Source organism: Paenibacillus solani (assembly GCF_001277345.1).
In the GTDB taxonomy this organism is placed as follows: Bacteria; Bacillota; Bacilli; order Paenibacillales; family Paenibacillaceae; genus Paenibacillus_AQ; species Paenibacillus_AQ solani.
On record NZ_LIUT01000001.1, the window covers coordinates 1,603,876 to 1,621,015 of the forward strand.

Consider the following 17,140-nt stretch of genomic DNA (forward strand, 5'->3'; position numbering starts at 1 on the left):
GCCGTATACCGAACGGTACGTACGGTGGTGTGAGAGGTCGGCTACTCAATTAATGAGCAGCCTCCTACTCGATTGTTCAAAAAAGGACAAGTACTTCAAAATTTCTATAAACTTTTCGCATGATAGGAGTTAAATTGTCCGATATAAAGCATATACATATTTCAAGACAAGGTGGAGGGGGGAGCCGTATGGGATCGGGATCAGTTTGGATGTTCGATTTTTTCGGCAGTGTTATGCCCGTGTTTTTCATCGTCGTCATCGGAATCATTTTGCTGTCGGCCGGAAAGGGATTCCTACAGTGGAGTCGGAATAATCGGCAGCCCTTGCTAGCGGTTGATTCCAAGATTGTAAGTAAGCGAACGGAAATAAAACAAATTCAACAAACAGATGATTCGATGTCAAGCCGCACACGTACCACCTATTATCTTACATTCGAAGTTGAAAGTGGAGATCGCATGGAATTTGTGGTGAATGGAGAGGAGTTTGGCATCTGCGCGGAAGGAGACGAAGGAATATTGCGTTTTCAGGGCACTCGGTATTATGGATTTGCCAGACATCCCAGAGCACATCTGCGCGTAGTCCAAGGTTATAACCATTCTGAATAAAAAGACGGAGCAGGCCCCGCCAAATAAATAGGAAGCCAGTAAATAGATCAGATAAAGATTGGAAAAAGAGCGTCTTCCCTAAGGAGGATGCTCTTTCTTATGGTTCATAATCGAGCTAATTGCCAAGTTGTTATACGTTATTCCGCGTACTTTTTTGTTCAGCGATTTACAGGTTATTGAGTTGTTTTTGCACTTTTCCGATCGCGTTGTATTTTTACGTGGAGTATTCGGAATGCAAAGGAGATTTGAGGAGGGCTGGCGAATCAAATGCAATGATGCAACATTCATGAGAAAAGTTATGATCGCTGCTAACAAAGACTAGGAGGGTTATTTGATCATGTGGGAGCAAGCAATTATGGATGCAGTAGCCAAGACAAAGAGAAACATCGAACAATTCCCAAATCTATTTCCACACATTACGGAAGAGAAGCGTTATGAGTGGGGGGACAGTCATGATTGGATTGAAGGATTCTATACGGGGATGATCTGGCTATGTTATGAATATACAAGGGAGCCTTTGTTTAAGGAAACGGCAATGGCCCATTTGGAGGATTATAAGCAGCGGCTTGAGGAGAAGCGGGAGCTGGATCATCATGACATCGGATTCCTCTACCTGCCCTCTGCTCTTGCAGCGTGGATTGTAGATCAGAATGAAGATGGTAAACAGCTTGCTCTTAAAGCAGCAGATCATCTGATGCTGCGCTGGAGGGAAGAAGGCCAGTATATCCAGGCGTGGGGACCGAAGGATGATGAGCAGAATGGTGGGCGCATCATTATTGATTGTATGATGAATATTCCACTGCTGAATTGGGCTTACGATCAAACCGGTGATGATCGATATCGGGTTGCAGCGAATGCACACGCGGATAAAAGCCGCCGTTATTTGATGCGCGGGGATGATTCCTCTTACCACACCTTCTATTTCAACCCTGCGGATGGAAAGCCCATTTCCGGAGGAACGCATCAAGGATTTCATGATGGCTCCACCTGGTCGCGTGGACAAGCGTGGGCAATCTATGGTTTTGCACTATCCTACCGATATACTCGTGATCCTAAATATTTGGAGACAGCGATTCGAGCTGCGCGATTCTTCATTGAACATCTGCCGGAGGATCATGTTGCCTATTGGGACTTTGATGTCACTATAGAAGAGGACACGCCACGCGACAGCTCTGCTTCCGCGATCGCCATATGCGGCATGCTGGAAATTCTTGAGCATCTTGATGCGGAAGATGACAATATAGGGCTATTGACAGAGACCATCGAGAAGTCCATGATCTCTCTTGTAAACCGATATTCTACTATAGGTGAGAGCGATCAGGAAGGCTTGATCAAGCACGGATCCTATTTCGTCCGAGGCGGGATTGGGCCGGATGATTACATGATCTGGGGAGATTATTATTACCTTGAAGGCTTGCTGCGACTGGCAAAAGGCGTTCCCGGTTATTGGTATGAGCGAGCACGGGCAAATTGAATCAACGAGATATACAGGGGAGGCTGCAAGGTGTACAGCCTCCTTTTATTTTGCAATAAATGCTAGAGCAGTATAGTTCACAATAATCTCATTAGCATTGTCAGAATGTCTTTGTTATGATGAGGTAGATTAAATTTGAGGTAATTGATTTGGAGGAGATATCTGTGTTAAAACATGTGAAAAGTTCAGTTGTGCTGACCTTGGTTTTCCTGCTTGTATTGGCGTTTCCCACAGCTACTTGGGCCCATTCAAAGCTGGAAACCAGTACGCCTCCGGCGGATGCCAAGCTGACGGAAAATGTGAGTGAAGTCAGTGTGTCATTTAATGAGAATATCGATGAGAATTTGAGTACGATCAAAATCAAGAACGAACAAGGCGAAGCAGTTGAAGTAGCCGAGGTCACCGTATCCGAGAACAAAATGGTAGGTACGCTGGCGGCACCACTTCCTAGCGGTTCTTACACCGTTGAATGGAAAATCGTAGGCGGTGATGGACATCCGGTAGACGGTACTTACAACTTTGAGGTTGATGCACCTGAAGCAGAGACAGTCCCAGAGACACCAGCCGAAACCCCTGCCAATAATGAGGATGCGCCTGCAGATACAGGAAATGCTCAGGAAGAAGCAGCCCCTGCAGATAATAACACTGCAGACAACACGGATCAGACGACTGATCAGAACCAGCAGGAGGAGAAATCTGCAACAAACGAAGACTCCCCGGGCAGCGGGACAATCGTGTGGATTATCATCGTTGTGGTCGTAGCTGTTGTTGCAAGTTATTTTGGTATTAAAGCATCGCGGAAGAAAAAATAATGTCTTACTTTTGGTTAAGTGAGCCATTTCTCTATTTAGCCTATGCCTTGTTAGCAGGTATGTCGGTGTTGTACCTAGTACCGGAATCCAAGAAACCCTCCATTTCCGTTCCTGCTTGGCTCGGACCGTCAGCGGCGGTGATCATCATCGTATCTGGATTTATGCCCTTGCTTAAGATCATTATGTTTTTTAAGGATGATCTCGGATTCTGGCAGTCATTTCAGAGCATTATGTTCAAATTCAGCGAAGGCGAGCGTTATGCCTGGATTCTCGTAATCTCGATCCTGCTGGCGGTACTGACTGTAATCGTTCGGCGTAAGCCAGGCTCCGTACTGCGCTGGCTTATGCCCATTGCGCTCTTAGGCATAGCTGTGGCCATGTCTTCGTTTAATCACGCAGCCTCTTTGTTTGATGGCGTTGGACAGCTTGCATTCATTGGTCATTTCACAGCAATGGCAGTCTGGACGGGCACTTTGCTGCTTACGGGATGGTTCAGTACAAATCAGGCACACTGGCTGGCGTTTCTGAGATGGTTTCACCCCGTGGCAGTTGCCTGTGTCATCGTAGTGATCGGTTCAGGTTTGGTATTAATGACAGCTGTAACGCCGGAACCGGTGAACAGCTGGACATTGTCCTACGGGCAAGCGCTGCTGGTAAAGCATATTCTAATTCTGCCGCTGCTTATATTTGCTTTTGTAAACGGCTTTCTTGTTAAGCGGAAGCTCCAGCGAGATACCCTGTATCAACCTGTGGCATGGGCTCGAATGGAAAGTGTTCTGATCTGGTTGATTTATGTTTTCACAGGTTATATGAACCAGCAGCCAGCCCCGCATGAAGTGACGGATTCTTTGGCCATTTACGGTCCTGCAGCAACTTTTGTCTGGTTCCATCCCGGGTTTACCATTGGTGAACTGACATTCACATGGAACTGGATCGGCATTATCAGTTTGTGTCTTGGACTGGTTCTTCTCTGGAATGTGGTACATGGATTTCGGAGGAACCGAGCTGCGGCAGGTGCGCTTTTAAGCGGGCTAGGCAGCGTTGTCTTGATCTATTGCGGGCTGATGTTCTCGGTCACTGCGGTTTAAATATTTCCTTGAGTTAAAGATCCTTGCTGTTACCCAGCAGGATCTTTTTTTTGATTTTTTTTATATCATCAGTCACATTTCTGGGCGAATGCACATACGATACAACGTGATCTTAAGGAAGCGAGGGGAAACTCTGTGGCAGTCATCAGCACAAATTCGAGTGATGTGGATCTTCTGGCAAGATTAATACGCGCAGAGGCAGAAGGGGAAGGCGAGCAGGGCATGCTCATGGTAGGGAATGTCGGTGTAAATCGCATTTTAGGCAACTGCCTTGATTTTCGCAACGTCCGCAATATGAATGATATGGTGTTCCAGAGCCCGGGGGGATTCGAAGCGACACAGAAAGGCTACTTTTATCAGCGGGCCAGGGATCGAGATCGTCGGCTTGCCCAAAGGGTAATTAACGGGGAACGCATATGGCCGGCTAGCAACGCGCTATGGTTTTTCCGTCCAGCGGGAGATTGCCCCGCAACCTGGTACGATCAACAAAACACAGGTCGTTTCAAAGCACACTGTTTCTTCACACCAACCTATGAAGATTGCCCGGGAGTCTACTGATTCACGTGTTACAGCCGCATTTGCGGGATATATACATTAAAGGAGGAAAATACTTATGTACAATCAAGGTGTGCCGCCTGTGAACTTTATGAATGGAGTGCGTTATCCGGGAATACCCGCTCGCGGGACAGCAGGTTATACCGCAAACGTTCCCCCGCAAGTACCAAGCGGGAGTCCGATGACGCAAGGGGGTACCGTGATGCCCGCTCCTCCCCAATTCGAGCAATCCTATATCGAGAATATTCTTCGTTTGAACCTGGGGAAACAAGGAACCTTTTACATGACATACGAAAACAATTCCCAGTGGAATGCAAAAGTGTTCACGGGTGTCATTGAAGCCGCCGGACGCGATCATATCATTATCAGCGAACGGTCGACAGGGCGGCGCATCATTCTGCTCATGGTAAATCTTGATTATGTGGTATTCGATGAGCCGCTTACGTATCAATATCCGGGTGTAATCGGCAACCCGCCTCCAACAGCAAGATAATTCGAGTTCATACGTAGCCTAACCTCCGTTTACCTAAGGTAACGGGGGTTAGTTGTGCTGAAGGGATGCAGAAACTATGGTTTGTGTTCATACATATATATAGATTATTCTATTCTATGAACATTTACGTAACTTGATTCATAGAATATATCAATTCATCGGAAAAGATGTGCTAAAGGGTGAGAATCAAATTAAAGCTTGTAACAACGCGGATTAATGTCATAAGACGGCGTTTGACTGTGTATCGTAGTACTATATAATTACTTATATAGCATGATCAAGACGGAATAAGATAAGGAGATGAGTCCATTGGGAAGTTGATGCGTAGTCCGAACACGCTGTTATGCTTGATGGCACCACACATTTTTAATAACCGAAGGAGGTGTTCCTATTCGCCATAGTATGCTGTATGGCGGGTAGGAGATCGATTGAGTGACCCCTTACCGAGTTTGATCAGTTTAACCTTGGTATTGTTTCTTGTTTTGTTAAATGGTTTTTTTGTATCAGCAGAATTAGCATTAGTGAAAGTAAAAGGCAGTCGAATAGACGCTCTGGTTGAAGAAGGAAATCGCCAAGCGAAGCTTGTGCAGGACATACTGAAGAATCTGGACGGATATATATCCGCATGCCAATTCGGCGTATCGATCATGTCCATTGGACTTGGCTGGATCAGCGAAAGAACGATATCCGCCATTATGATGCCTTGGTTCAACGGCATGGGTTGGAGCAATTCAGCCGTTCATATCCTATCCTTGGTATTAGCGTTCATTCTGATTGCACTCATGCATATTGTATTCGGAGCATTGGCGCCCAAGACGGTAGCTGTACGTAAAGCGGAACAAATCACATTGTTATCTGCAGGACCCTTGCGGGTATTTTATACGATCATGTTTCCGTTTATCTGGTTTGCTAATGGTCTCACCAATAATGTTCTCCGTTTATTTCGGATGCAGCCGGTGATTGAGCGCAATGTCCACACCGAGGAAGAGCTAAGGGATATGATGAAAGAGAGCAGTGAAAGCGGTCTGATGGATAGTGCAGAAATGGCATTAGTCGATAATATTTTTGAGTTTGCCGATACGACGGCAAGAGAGATCATGATTCCCAGAACCGAAATGATCTGCTTATACAACAATCTATCGATGGATGAGAATCTGAAGATTGCCAACGAAGGAATGAGAACCCGTTATCCGATCTGTGATGAAGACAAGGACCATATCATTGGTTTTATCCATATTAAAGATCTCATGCGGGGACATGTTCGCGACCATCTGTCTCTGATTCGACCCATCATTGCAGTTCCGGAATCGATCAAGATTAGCGAGCTGCTGCGACGGATGCAGCGGAGCAAGACACAAATCGCGATTCTTATCGATGAATATGGCGGAACTTCAGGACTCGTAACCCTGGAAGACATCATGGAAGAAATCGTCGGTGAGATTCAAGACGAGTTTGATGAAGAGCGTCCGGGGATTGAACAGGTGGGGGAGGATGAATACTCCATTGATGGATTGATGCTGATTGATGAAATTAATGACCAGTTTGGTCTGAATTTGGATACAGAAGACTACGATACCATCGGAGGATGGTTATCTTCCCGTCTTGAAGTACTGCTCCCTCATAAAGGTCAGTCTGTCATATACGAAGATTATTGCTTTGTGATTGAGGAGACGGAGAATAAGCGGATTTCGCGAATTCGATTGATTAAACAACAGCAGCAGCTGCTTCAAGAAGGAGCAGGTGCGTAGGGCTGAATGGATAAAAGCGACTACATCTAATGTCGTCGTTTTTTTCTATGTAAAGATTTCAAATATTATATCAAATTGTGAAAAAATAGATACTTTTGGGCTAGATTCATGTGTTAGAATATGGATGTTCCTAATAATTGAAAGAAAGGTGATGTTATGTCAAAAGTACGCAGTTCTAAACGTGTTGCTGCACTTGCTGTTAGTGTTCTCTTAAGTTTATCTCTAGCTGGAGGAGCTTATGCGGATTCCTCTGAAGACATCGCACCTGGTGCTTTAACAACACCGCCACCCGTGGAATTGAATTTGAATTCTTCTATCAACCTGTTAGCCAATACATATCTATTAAATTACTCTTCTTCAATTAGTAAGGTAGGCAGTACCCAAGTGAGCATTAGTGGATTTACAAGTGCAGGACAAACTGTAGATTCCATTGGCATTAACTATACCATTCAACGCTGGACAGGGTCGGAGTGGGTGGATATTGGTAGTTCCAGTGATAACGGGACGAATAGGAGTTCCCTTAGCGGCGTGAAGAATTTTAGCGTTACAGCAGGCTACTATTACCGTGGCAAGACCGTTCATTGGGTTAATAAGAGTGGTATATACGAGAGTGGGAATTTTACTACAAGTTCTGTTTTAGTAGAAAAATAATATCGATAGAACTCAAAGAAAGAAGAGCACTTTATACAAGTGCTCTTCTTTGTATTTGTACGATATGCGTTAATGGATGCTGTTAGCAATTTTAACAAATTCATCTTTGGAGAAGAACCCGCTAATATTCACCAGTATACTGTCATTGTCATGCATAAACCGGAGGTTGGTTTCAGTCAAGTAGGCCTTTTCTCCTGATTGTAACGTCAGTGTTCCGATAACCTCTCCCCCCATGCTAATCGCTCTTTCAGCAGACATATCGATTAAATCAATGTAAAAGAATTTATCATCTGCATTTTTGTATTGGAGGTGAAGATCCAACAGCGGAGCTTGCTCACTTTCCGCAATACCCGTTGCCTCATGGAACTTAAAACCTTCTGGAGTATAACCGATTTCAGGTATCTTGAATAAAACGCGCTTCTGCGACTCCGTTAAGGATTCGTCAGTATCCGTAAAGGGAACATCATTCGATTCCACTATTACGGCTTCTGGTACTTGGTCCGTACTTTCTTGCCCAGATGAAGGTGCTAAATCCGGTGGCGGGGCAGTAAGAGCCTTGCTTGTATCGACAGGTTCTTTCTTTCCGAATATTTGGCCAGTTATCCCGTCGCCCCAGTCCACAATCTGCTGATAGATTGGCGATAAGGCTTGTGTGATTGAAGGTTGAGAGAACACAAATGCCCCAAGCATCATGGAAGCTGCGATAACTCCGGCTAGTTGAAATCTGCGAAAGCGCTGTTTCTTTTTGTTCGTCCGTTCGATTTGCAGTTTGACTTGCTGCCATGATTGACGTTTGGATTCGTTGTTAGTAGGGAGTGAGGAACGTGAGGCCGCACGATCAAAGGCTTCGTCAAAGGCTTCGTCAAAGGCTTCATCAAACCAATCATCGTATCTTTCGTTGCTCATCCAATTCACCCCACTCTCTATATAGCATTTTCTTTACGGATTCTCTGGCCCGATACAAGCGCTGCTTAACAATTTCCTCGCGAGTATTCAGCAATTCCGCGATTTCCCTGTACGTTAGACTGTGTTTCCAGCGGTACTCGATCAACAGCTTGTATTCAGGCTTTAAATTGTCGAGGTAATACTCAATGGATTCCTCCAGCATGTTGGATTCTACCTGATGTTCAACATTGGTGGAGGAAGCTAGAACATCCTCGTCATTAATAAAAACACTATCGACATCCACTTGGTTACGGTATTTTTTATTTTTTCTTAAATAATTCATGGTTGAATTTTTGGCGACGACACGCAGCCATCCCCGCATCTTGCTTTCCAGTTCAAAGCTGGGTTTACTTGTAATCACTTTGATAAAAGATTCTTGAATGATGTCCTCAACAGCAGCATGATCCCGAACCACATATAATATTTGACCGTAGACGAGGTCATAAAATTCATAATAAATCTCTTCCTGAATAGGTTCGCTCAGATCAGCGAAATCTGCTGCAAGGAGGAGTTGCAATCGGTTGGACACGCAATAATCCCCTCTCTGGTGTAACCATCCTATTTCATTCATTATTTTACAACATATTGAATAAAAAAGCCTTACAATGTTGACTTCTTATTCTTATGCTCGGCCACCAAGCCATATTAGTGTAAAAAAACAGAGCAGCTATGTGTATCGCTGCTCTGTAATGATAGAAATGTGTATGTTCCAATCAGGGTTGGATCGGCCTCTATGCCCAGTTTCCATCCACGAATACTGGCTCTTCCTTGCCTTCGTGGGTGATTCCTGTAATATTAAGTTCCTTGGAGCCCATCATGAAGTCGACATGGGTAATGCTGCTGTTCAGTCCGCTGGCCTGCAGCTGTTCAGAGGTCATCGTCTTGCCTCCTTGAAGATTGAAGGCATAGGCACTGCCGATGGCCAAGTGACAGGAAGCATTCTCGTCAAAAAGCGTATTGTAGTACAGGATGCCACTTTCTGAGATCGGAGAGCGGTGGGGAACCAGGGCCACTTCGCCCAGATAGTGTGAGCCTTCATCCATGGAGATCAGGCGCTTTAATGTATCCTCACCTTGTTCTGCAGAGAAATCAACAATGCGGCCATTCTCGAATGTTAAGGAGAAATTATCGATGATGTTGCCGCCATAGCTCAGAGGCTTGGTGCTGCGCACCGTGCCATTCACACCGGTTTTAAGCGGAGCCGTGAATACTTCCTCAGTTGGGATATTGGCAACAAAGCGTTCGCCTTTTTCATTATGGCTGCCGGCTTGTGCCCAGATATGACCCTCTGGAAGCTCAATCGTTAGATCCGTTCCGGCTGAGGTAAAGCGAAGCTTGTGATATTTTTTGGCATTGAGCTCATCCGATTTGGCTTGAAGCGTACGAATATGCTCTTCCCACGCAGCAATAGGATCTTCCAGATCAGCACGAACCGCATGAAAAATAGCATCCCACATTTTGCTCACTTGCTGGTCTTCAGGAACGTCCGGGAACACTTTGGCGGCCCAATCAGGGGAAGCAAAAGCGATTCCGGTCCAGCTCATTTTATCCGCTTGCTGGTATTGACGGTATTTGGACATAGCCGAGCCATATGTACGTTGATAATTGGATATGCGTTCAGGCTGTATGCCTTTTAGCAAATCCGGGTTTGAAGAGAGGATTGTCAAGAAAGCGGCTCCTTGCTCTGCGAGCTCGGTGACCTCCTGTGCGTAGTAAGTTGGTGGTTCCAGAAATGCCTCATCCGGTGCGAGGTCATATCGAATGCGATTGACGATTTCATCACTATAGTTTACCTTTACTTGCTTGGCACCTATTTCATAAGCCTTCTTAACGATCAGTCGAACCAGAGGCGCAGCATCGATCATGGCGTTGACCACCAATGTTTGTCCCGGCTGCACGTTTGGACCGACTTTAACTGCAAGCTCAGCGTAGCGTTCCAATTTTTGTTCAAAGCTGGACATGACGTAACACTCCATTTCATTAGAGCTGCTATATAGGCAGCTTTTTGGGTTTTCTTGATTATCGCATATTATTTCCATTTGTAAATCAACCTGAGGTCAATTAATGACCGAGTAATTTGAAGAAAGCAGCTACTTCCTAAGAAATAGCTGCTGGAGGTGTTAATTTTTAGAATGCCCAGTTTCCTTTCAGGAATACTGGTTCTTCCGTGCCATCTTCGGTCACACCGTAAATATCCATCTCGCCAGAGCCAATCATGAAATCGACATGAGTGACACTCGTATTGAGTCCGCTTTCTACTAGCTGATCCTGAGTCATTTCTTTACCGCCTTCAAGACAGAAAGCATAAGCGCTGCCCAGGGCAAGGTGATTGGATGCATTCTCATCAAACAACGTGTTGTAATACAGGATGTTCGACTCGGAGATCGGGGATTGATGCGGTACAAGCGCTACTTCACCCAGATAGCGGGCACCCTCATCCATGTTCAAGAGCCGCTCAAGCGTCTCGTAGCCTTGCTCAGCCGTGAAATCGACCACCTTGCCATCCTTGAAGGTTAGAGAGAAATTGTCTACGATGTTACCGGCATAGCTCAATGGCTTGGTGCTATGTACGGTTCCATTGACTCCTGTTTTGAGAGGGGCAGTAAATACCTCCTCAGTTGGCATATTCGCCACAAAAGAATGTCCACGTTCATTGATGCTGTCACCTTGTGCCCAAATATGCCCTACAGGCAGCTCTATGGTCAGATCGGTTCCCGGAGCGATATAGTGGAGTTTCTTATATTTTTTGGCGTTTAGGACAGAGGATTTCGCTTCAAGCACCTCAAGATGCTGATTCCAGGCTTCAACCGGGTTATCCTGATCCACACGAACGGTATGGAATATCGCATTCCATAACTTCTCGACTTGTTCGGATTCCGGTGCATCCGGGAATACCTTGGCTGCCCATGCTGCAGAAGGAACAGCGATCAGACACCAGCTAAACTTGTCGGATTGCTGATAAGCGCGATATTGCTTCAGTGCCTCGCCGCGAGCTTTATAGAAGTTACTGATCCGTTCAGAATCAATGCCGCTGAGCAGATCCGGATTCTCTGCAAGCACGTGCAGAATGGCTGCGCCGTTCTCAACCAATTCCGTCATTTCGCCAGCATACCATTTCGGCGCTTCAGTAAATACGTCATCCGCTGCGTGTTCGAATTGAAGTCTTGTGATGGTTTCGTCAGCCCATACAATCTTAACCAGGCGGGCTCCCGCTTCGTATGCCTTGGTGGCAATCAAGCGAGTGAATTCCGCGGAATCAACAGGAGCATGCACCACTAACGTTTGTCCTTCCTGTATATTAACTCCAACTTTTACAGCCAGCTCGGCATATTTGTCCAAGGATGTTTTAAAATCGGCCATATGGTACCCTCCAATGCAAAGTTTAATGAACCAAACCATATTATACTAGATCACGCTGCATAATAAAAACCATAATCAGTTGTCACGAAAAGTGATATACTGAGTCATGAGAGTATACAGCGTGTGTTATAGAACGCAAGCGAAGGAGCGTGATGATGTGTCACAAGTTCGGATCGAGCATGCAGATATGAAACGGGATGAGAGCGATCAATTCGTGGGTTATACCGTATTTTCAATAGATGGACATGCATCGTCTTATGAGATCACATTCTTGAGCAAGAATGGGCGGGACTGGGATTACGCATTGAACTTTGCCGGCGAACCGGGTGTCGAAGAGCAGTTTCTCCAGATCGACGAACGGATTGAAACGGATGACGAGCTGTTTGATGATTTGCTGGATGCTGCCATTGATGCCGGCAAATTTGGGGAATAAGAACGATCCTTATATATCCCAAGCGTAAACAAACCGTGCGCCACCCACGATAGGGACGTACGGTTTGTTTTTATGTGCCAGCAGGGGAGAATGACTTAACCGATCGTGATTCGTCCTTCTGGATGGCGGTACAGCTCTTTGTTGTTCTTGCGGCTCAGCGCGTAAGCAAGCGTTAATGGACCCAACCGGCCGAGAAACATGAGCAGTGCGATGGTAACCTTGCCTACACCGGAGAGCTCTGTAGTAAGGCCCATAGATAGCCCGGTGGTACCGAACGCGGATACAGCTTCGAACAGAATTCCCAAGAAGTCACTGGATTCTGTTACAGAGAGAAACATCGAGGCCCCCACCAATAGGAGCAGCGATAGGATAGTTAACGTAATGGAACGATAAACCAGCGCCTGGGAGATTCGATTGCGATAGAGAACGACATCGCGTTTACCCTGAATCATTGTAATGACCGCTCCAATGAGTACTGCAAAGGTGGTTACTTTAATGCCGCCGCCTGTTGATCCCGGCGCAGCCCCGATGAACATCAGAAGGATCAGCAAGAATTGGGAAGATTGTTCAAGACCTGCGATATCCAACGTACTGACGCCGCCCGATCGCGGCGTGATCGATTGGAAGAAAGAGGCCATAATCTTCACCGGATAGGAAAGCGGGCCGAGTGTTTTGGGATTGCTGTGCTCCAGGATAAAGATCATGACAGCACCGATAACGATAAGAAGAGAAGTCACGGTCAATACAACCTTGGAATGCAGCGACAGCTTCTTGCACTTCGGATACTCGATAAGATCGAAAATGACGATAAAACCGATCCCGCCAAGGAAAACCAAAGCCATCACAATCATATTGATCATGGGATCTGCTACATAAGTTGCAAACCCCGAGAATGGTCCGTTAATTTGGCCAAAAAGATCAAAGCCAGCGTTATTAAAAACGGAAATGCTCTGGAATATGCCAAAGTAGGCTGCTTGCGGAAGCGGCATATCGGCTGAGAACCGTAATGTCAGCAGCAGAGCACCTATGCCTTCTATTAGCAGTGTGTATACAAGCACTCTACGGATCAGGTCCACAATGCCCTGAATTTGGTATTGTCCCATGGCTTCCTGGAGAATCATGCGCTCTCGCAGCGAGATTCGGCGATTGAACATTAAGGCAACCCAGGTAGCTGAAGTCATGAATCCCAGTCCGCCCAGCTGAACGAGCAGGAGCATCACAATTTGTCCAAATATGGACCAATGGGTCCCCGTATCCACAACAGTTAACCCCGTCACGCTGATGGCGGATACCGCCGTAAAGAGAGCGTCGATCAATCGAGTGGATGTTCCATCTGCAGTAGCGATGGGAAGTTTAAGCAGGATCGTGCCTACCAGGGTAATCGCGGTAAAGCCAATCGCCAGGAACTTGGGAGGAGTCATTTGATTGCGAAGGTCTTTCTTTTTCATACGAATGAATTCCTTTTTTTCGAGAGTTAATTTTAAAATCATTCTCTAATATAACACGAAAGGTGAATCATTTAACCATCATGAATTCAAACAGAGCCCCGATTCCCGTATTTATTCCCTTATTTATCGGCATTATTGCCATATCTTTTTCTTCCATTTTCGTAAAATGGTCCAGCAGTCCCGTATCCATACAGGCGATGTACAGACTGGCGATCACGTTCCTGATTATGCTTCCCTTTGCAAAACAACATCTGCCGTTCATCCGGTCGCTTAAACGATCCGAATGGTTGTTACTCCTATTATCCGGAACGATGCTCGCTCTGCATTTTTTGTTATGGATGGGCTCTTTACGATGGACCACCGTAGCCAGCTCCACTATCATACTTGCCCTGCAGCCCGTATTCGTGATGATTGGTGCTTACATTTGGTTTAAGGAAAAGACGTCGCCTGCTGCTATAGGTGGCATGGCTATCGCCTTTCTCGGCGTTTTCCTCCTGATTGGCAGCAGCGGACTAGGCGGGGTGCAAGGACATCTGACTGGTGATTTAATGTCTTTACTGGGCACTGCGGCCGTCGCTGTGCACATGCTGCTCGGTCAACTGCTGCTCAGACGCCTGCCTGCCTTCCTGTACAGCTGGCTTATTTTTGCTGTGGCTGCTGTTGTATTGGCATTGTACAATCTCATGATGGATATTCCGATGACCGGGTATTCCGGACGTGAGTGGGGGATTTTTGCATTATTGGCGATCGTGCCTACCGTATTCGGTCACCTTTTGTTTAATTGGCTAATGAAATTTGCATCGGCATCAACCGTATCGATGAGCGTACTCGGAGAGCCTGTAGGGGCGAGTGTACTGGCGTTTCTTCTATTGAATGAATCGATGAGCTCGATGCAGGCTGCTGGAGGAATGCTTGTCCTGTTAGGGCTGGTATTATTCTTGAAAGTCCGCAGACCGAAGAAGCAGCCAGTAGATATACAGCCCGAAGCTGAAGCAATCGGCTGAAGTCTCGGCTTTCCTGCAACATTCCTTTTAGTCTACTAATTTACAGAAAACACTTTCTCTGGCTGAAAAGTAGAGAAGCATTGACAAGACTTCCGGTAGAATTCATAGTAGTTAAAAATAGAAATGATAGAGTAAGAGAGGAAACATAACTCAGATGAGCACCAAGACAGAACATCAACTTGCCCAAGGTGTAGAGGATAGCCTGGGTACCTATTTTCAAGGGTTTAAAGATTGTATCCCAACGCTGCTGGGCTACTTGAGCATCGGCTTTGCGGCAGGCGTGGTCGAGCGTACCGCCGGATTCAGCCTGCTCGAAATTGGATTAATCTCATTGCTGCTTTATGCCGGCTCGGGGCAATTTATTGCAGCTGGCATGCTTGCGGCCGCAAGCCCGATTCTATCCATCATTGTGACAATATTTTTCGTAAATGCCAGGCATCTATTATTAAGTGCAGCTATTGCTCCGTATTTTAAAGGTCTGTCTCTAGGCAAAAGTTTCTTCATCGGTTCCCTGTTAACGGACGAGACGTTTGGTGTTGCAGCTGCCAAGGCTACCGAGCAGAAGCGGCTTGGTTATAAATGGATGGTAGGTTTGAATATTACGGCGTATCTCTTCTGGTGCGCGGCCAACGTTGTGGGCGGATTGGTCGGAGATTGGATCGCCGAACCTGAGAAATTAGGCTTGGATTTTGCACTGCCAGGGATGTTTATCGGTTTACTGGCCCTTCAATGGATTAGCCGAAAGAAGTACAAACTCGATTTCATGGTGGTTGTGGCTGCGGCGGTTACACTGATGGCTGTCAGCACGATTCTGCCTGGAAGTGCGGCTGTTATTATCGCGATTATAGCTGCGGCTACTGCAGGGATGGTGATAGAACGATGGAAATAAGATGGCATATCGCTATACTGATCATTGGCTGTGCCGTGGTCACTCTCATCCCGAGGGTCCTGCCACTCATGATATTTAGTAAGCTTCGCATTCCAGACCTGATGATCCGCTGGCTGGATCATGTTCCCGTAGCCGTGATGGGGGCGCTGCTTGCTCAAGAACTGCTTATAACAGATGGGCGCGTCAATCCCGGAGCTCATACGCTGGAGCTCATTGCGGCGGTTCCTGCTTTTCTGACCGCTTTTCTGACAAAGAGCCTGTTTGCCACCGTTATTGTGGGGATACTGACGGTGGTAGGTCTGCGCATGTTATTCTAAGTGTGTAAGACCGGCGGCTATGATTTCTTAAACTGAAGAAGGAATGCCGCTCTCCCATGCTGACAAACGACTTGGATGGGGTATCTACTGAATTTTGACAGCATGCTGCTCGGTCTGTAATACTTGTCATCCGTCTATGTATCAACAAAAAACAGCCTTCTTCCTAAAGTACATAATAGGGGAGAAGGCTGTTCTTTGCTGGCATGGATGCAGCCATGATTTGGCTTATATCAGGAGGAACGAAGCCAGTGACGGTAGGTTTCCTCAATCCCTTTTTCCAGACTGAATAACGGAGCCCATCGAAGCGATTCCCGAGCCCTAACATTGCTGAGGCAGCTATGCAGAATATCGCCGCTCTTAGCAGGTAGATAATTGACAGCAATCGGGTCGGGATGCAGTTTGCCGATAAGATCGACAAGCGTATTGACCGTATGAGCGGTGCCCGTACTGACATGAAGAATACTCCCGTCTCCGTGCTCAATGGAAGCGATGTTCGCTTCAACAACATCTTTTACATAAATGAAGTCCCTTGTTTGCTGGCCATCACCGAATATGTGGAATGGCTTACCCTGACGCAGACGATCGCCAAATACTGCGACCACTCCGCCTTCCCCCTTCGCAGTCTGACCTGGACCGTAGACATTTCCATAACGAAGTATGGTGTATTGCAGGCCGAAAAAGTGTTCATACAGCTGAATATATCGCTCGCCCGTCAATTTGGATAAAGCGTAAAAGGAAATAGGGTTAACCTCATCCTCCTCCGTGAGTTGAGATTTCTCCAGGTTTCCGTACACACCTGATGTTGAAGCAAATACGATTTTGCGAACACCTGCTTTACGGCAAGCTTCGAGTATGTTGAGGGTGCCCATGATATTGGCATCGGCGTCCAGCCCAGGCTCCATAATCGATCGCTGGACATCCGCCTGTGCCGCTAGATGAAACACGACCTCTGGCTTGAGTACGGATATATAAGCGGTTGTCTGCTGACTGTTCACATCGGCTACATGCAATATCGCCTCGCTATGAAGGCGACCCGGATCTCCGGTTGTCAGGTTATCAATCACATGAACCTCATAACCTACACTTACGAGTCCGTTCACCAAGTGAGAGCCAATAAAGCCTGCCCCGCCTGTTACAACCATCTTCATGTATTAACCCTCCAGCCTTTTAGAATGGGATGCTCTATCCTACGTCATTCGGGAGGTTCGTGCATTGGACAATTGACAGGGGTCACTGAGGAATGGGCGGATTAGATTGATGTTTACATTCCTGTTATAATAAAAAACGGCAAAACAATATATCAACGATAAAAAGAGGG

Annotated in this window: 18 protein-coding genes; 12 read left to right on the forward strand and 6 right to left on the reverse strand. The window is 46.3% G+C overall.

Annotated elements, in window-relative coordinates; genetic code table 11:
• The first annotated feature begins 188 nt into the window (after positions 1-188).
• The 8 genes from AM231_RS07320 (at position 189) to AM231_RS28020 (ending at position 7,426) form a co-directional block, all read left to right on the forward strand.
• Complete coding sequence (locus AM231_RS07320; RefSeq protein WP_053493760.1) at positions 189-605, forward strand: DUF2500 domain-containing protein; 417 nt, start codon at positions 189-191, stop codon at positions 603-605.
• A gap of 337 nt (positions 606-942) precedes the next feature.
• Positions 943-2,079 carry a glycoside hydrolase family 88 protein gene (locus AM231_RS07325; RefSeq protein ID WP_207383541.1) on the forward strand — a complete coding sequence of 379 codons (1,137 nt, stop codon included), beginning with the start codon at positions 943-945 and terminating at the stop codon, positions 2,077-2,079.
• 176 nt (positions 2,080-2,255) lie between these two features.
• Entirely contained in the window at positions 2,256-2,891 is a 636-nt protein-coding gene (locus tag AM231_RS07330; protein ID WP_242615082.1) for a copper resistance CopC family protein, read from the forward strand.
• Complete coding sequence (locus tag AM231_RS07335; protein ID WP_054402012.1) at positions 2,891-3,979, forward strand: copper resistance D family protein; 1,089 nt, start codon at positions 2,891-2,893, stop codon at positions 3,977-3,979. The genes AM231_RS07330 and AM231_RS07335 overlap by 1 nt, the downstream gene beginning before the upstream one ends.
• Positions 3,980-4,114: 135 nt before the next feature.
• A complete protein-coding gene (locus AM231_RS07340; protein WP_054402015.1) occupies positions 4,115-4,537 on the forward strand; it encodes a cell wall hydrolase in 423 nt (140 codons plus the stop codon).
• Positions 4,538-4,625: 88 nt separating this feature from the next.
• Positions 4,626-5,027 (forward strand): spore coat protein GerQ, encoded by a 402-nt coding sequence (gene gerQ, locus AM231_RS07345; protein ID WP_423212917.1) that lies wholly within the window; start codon positions 4,626-4,628, stop codon positions 5,025-5,027.
• A gap of 428 nt (positions 5,028-5,455) precedes the next feature.
• Complete coding sequence (locus AM231_RS07350; protein ID WP_054402017.1) at positions 5,456-6,775, forward strand: hemolysin family protein; 1,320 nt, start codon at positions 5,456-5,458, stop codon at positions 6,773-6,775.
• Between the two features lie 156 nt (positions 6,776-6,931).
• Positions 6,932-7,426, forward strand: coding sequence for a hypothetical protein (locus AM231_RS28020; protein WP_082341558.1), 495 nt, complete (start codon positions 6,932-6,934; stop codon positions 7,424-7,426).
• Positions 7,427-7,495: 69 nt separating this feature from the next.
• Here AM231_RS28020 and AM231_RS07355 read toward each other — a convergent pair whose 3' ends face one another.
• The 4 genes from AM231_RS07355 to AM231_RS07370 form a co-directional block, all read right to left on the reverse strand.
• Entirely contained in the window at positions 7,496-8,332 is an 837-nt protein-coding gene (locus AM231_RS07355; RefSeq protein WP_054402019.1) for a DUF4367 domain-containing protein, read from the reverse strand.
• Positions 8,310-8,900 carry an RNA polymerase sigma factor gene (locus AM231_RS07360; RefSeq protein WP_054402022.1) on the reverse strand — a complete coding sequence of 197 codons (591 nt, stop codon included), beginning with the start codon at positions 8,898-8,900 and terminating at the stop codon, positions 8,310-8,312. The genes AM231_RS07355 and AM231_RS07360 overlap by 23 nt, the downstream gene beginning before the upstream one ends.
• Positions 8,901-9,102: 202 nt before the next feature.
• Positions 9,103-10,332 (reverse strand): aminopeptidase, encoded by a 1,230-nt coding sequence (locus tag AM231_RS07365; RefSeq protein ID WP_054402023.1) that lies wholly within the window; start codon positions 10,330-10,332, stop codon positions 9,103-9,105.
• Between the two features lie 166 nt (positions 10,333-10,498).
• Entirely contained in the window at positions 10,499-11,731 is a 1,233-nt protein-coding gene (locus tag AM231_RS07370) for an aminopeptidase (protein ID WP_054402025.1), read from the reverse strand.
• A 157-nt stretch (positions 11,732-11,888) separates the two neighbouring features.
• On the opposite strand from AM231_RS07370, the gene AM231_RS07375 reads away from it, so the two are divergent.
• Positions 11,889-12,164 (forward strand): hypothetical protein, encoded by a 276-nt coding sequence (locus AM231_RS07375; RefSeq protein ID WP_054402026.1) that lies wholly within the window; start codon positions 11,889-11,891, stop codon positions 12,162-12,164.
• Positions 12,165-12,259: 95 nt separating this feature from the next.
• On the opposite strand, the gene AM231_RS07380 is transcribed toward AM231_RS07375, so the two are convergent.
• Positions 12,260-13,612: a TrkH family potassium uptake protein gene (locus AM231_RS07380; RefSeq protein WP_054402027.1), complete on the reverse strand. Its 1,353-nt coding sequence runs from the start codon at positions 13,610-13,612 to the stop codon at positions 12,260-12,262.
• Between the two features lie 80 nt (positions 13,613-13,692).
• On the opposite strand from AM231_RS07380, the gene AM231_RS07385 reads away from it, so the two are divergent.
• From AM231_RS07385 to AM231_RS07395, 3 genes are all read left to right on the forward strand, one after another.
• Positions 13,693-14,616, forward strand: a complete 924-nt coding sequence (locus tag AM231_RS07385; protein ID WP_054402028.1) for a DMT family transporter — start codon at positions 13,693-13,695, stop codon at positions 14,614-14,616.
• Between the two features lie 154 nt (positions 14,617-14,770).
• Positions 14,771-15,505, forward strand: a complete 735-nt coding sequence (locus AM231_RS07390; protein WP_054402030.1) for an AzlC family ABC transporter permease — start codon at positions 14,771-14,773, stop codon at positions 15,503-15,505.
• Complete coding sequence (locus tag AM231_RS07395; protein WP_054402032.1) at positions 15,496-15,822, forward strand: AzlD domain-containing protein; 327 nt, start codon at positions 15,496-15,498, stop codon at positions 15,820-15,822. Before AM231_RS07390 ends, AM231_RS07395 begins: the two co-directional genes overlap by 10 nt.
• Before the next feature lie 230 nt (positions 15,823-16,052).
• Here AM231_RS07395 and AM231_RS07400 read toward each other — a convergent pair whose 3' ends face one another.
• The gene (locus AM231_RS07400; RefSeq protein ID WP_054402034.1) at positions 16,053-16,970 is read right to left on the reverse strand and encodes an NAD-dependent epimerase/dehydratase family protein; all 918 of its coding nucleotides are present in this window, start codon (positions 16,968-16,970) and stop codon (positions 16,053-16,055) included.
• Positions 16,971-17,140: the final 170 nt, after the last annotated feature.

Bases quoted from the DNA above. Each gene is read 5' to 3' on its own strand.
- AM231_RS07320 (WP_053493760.1), top strand. From the start codon at position 189: ATGGGATCGGGATCAGTTTGGATGTTCGATTTTTTCGGCAGTGTTATG.
- AM231_RS07325 (WP_207383541.1), top strand. From the start codon at position 943: ATGTGGGAGCAAGCAATTATGGATGCAGTAGCCAAGACAAAGAGAAAC.
- AM231_RS07335 (WP_054402012.1), top strand. From the start codon at position 2,891: ATGTCTTACTTTTGGTTAAGTGAGCCATTTCTCTATTTAGCCTATGCC.
- gerQ (WP_423212917.1), top strand. From the start codon at position 4,626: ATGAATGGAGTGCGTTATCCGGGAATACCCGCTCGCGGGACAGCAGGT.
- AM231_RS28020 (WP_082341558.1), top strand. From the start codon at position 6,932: ATGTCAAAAGTACGCAGTTCTAAACGTGTTGCTGCACTTGCTGTTAGT.
- AM231_RS07355 (WP_054402019.1), bottom strand. From the start codon at position 8,332: ATGAGCAACGAAAGATACGATGATTGGTTTGATGAAGCCTTTGACGAA.
- AM231_RS07365 (WP_054402023.1), bottom strand. From the start codon at position 10,332: ATGTCCAGCTTTGAACAAAAATTGGAACGCTACGCTGAGCTTGCAGTT.
- AM231_RS07370 (WP_054402025.1), bottom strand. From the start codon at position 11,731: ATGGCCGATTTTAAAACATCCTTGGACAAATATGCCGAGCTGGCTGTA.
- AM231_RS07380 (WP_054402027.1), bottom strand. From the start codon at position 13,612: ATGAAAAAGAAAGACCTTCGCAATCAAATGACTCCTCCCAAGTTCCTG.
- AM231_RS07385 (WP_054402028.1), top strand. From the start codon at position 13,693: ATGAATTCAAACAGAGCCCCGATTCCCGTATTTATTCCCTTATTTATC.
- AM231_RS07390 (WP_054402030.1), top strand. From the start codon at position 14,771: ATGAGCACCAAGACAGAACATCAACTTGCCCAAGGTGTAGAGGATAGC.
- AM231_RS07395 (WP_054402032.1), top strand. From the start codon at position 15,496: ATGGAAATAAGATGGCATATCGCTATACTGATCATTGGCTGTGCCGTG.
- AM231_RS07400 (WP_054402034.1), bottom strand. From the start codon at position 16,970: ATGAAGATGGTTGTAACAGGCGGGGCAGGCTTTATTGGCTCTCACTTG.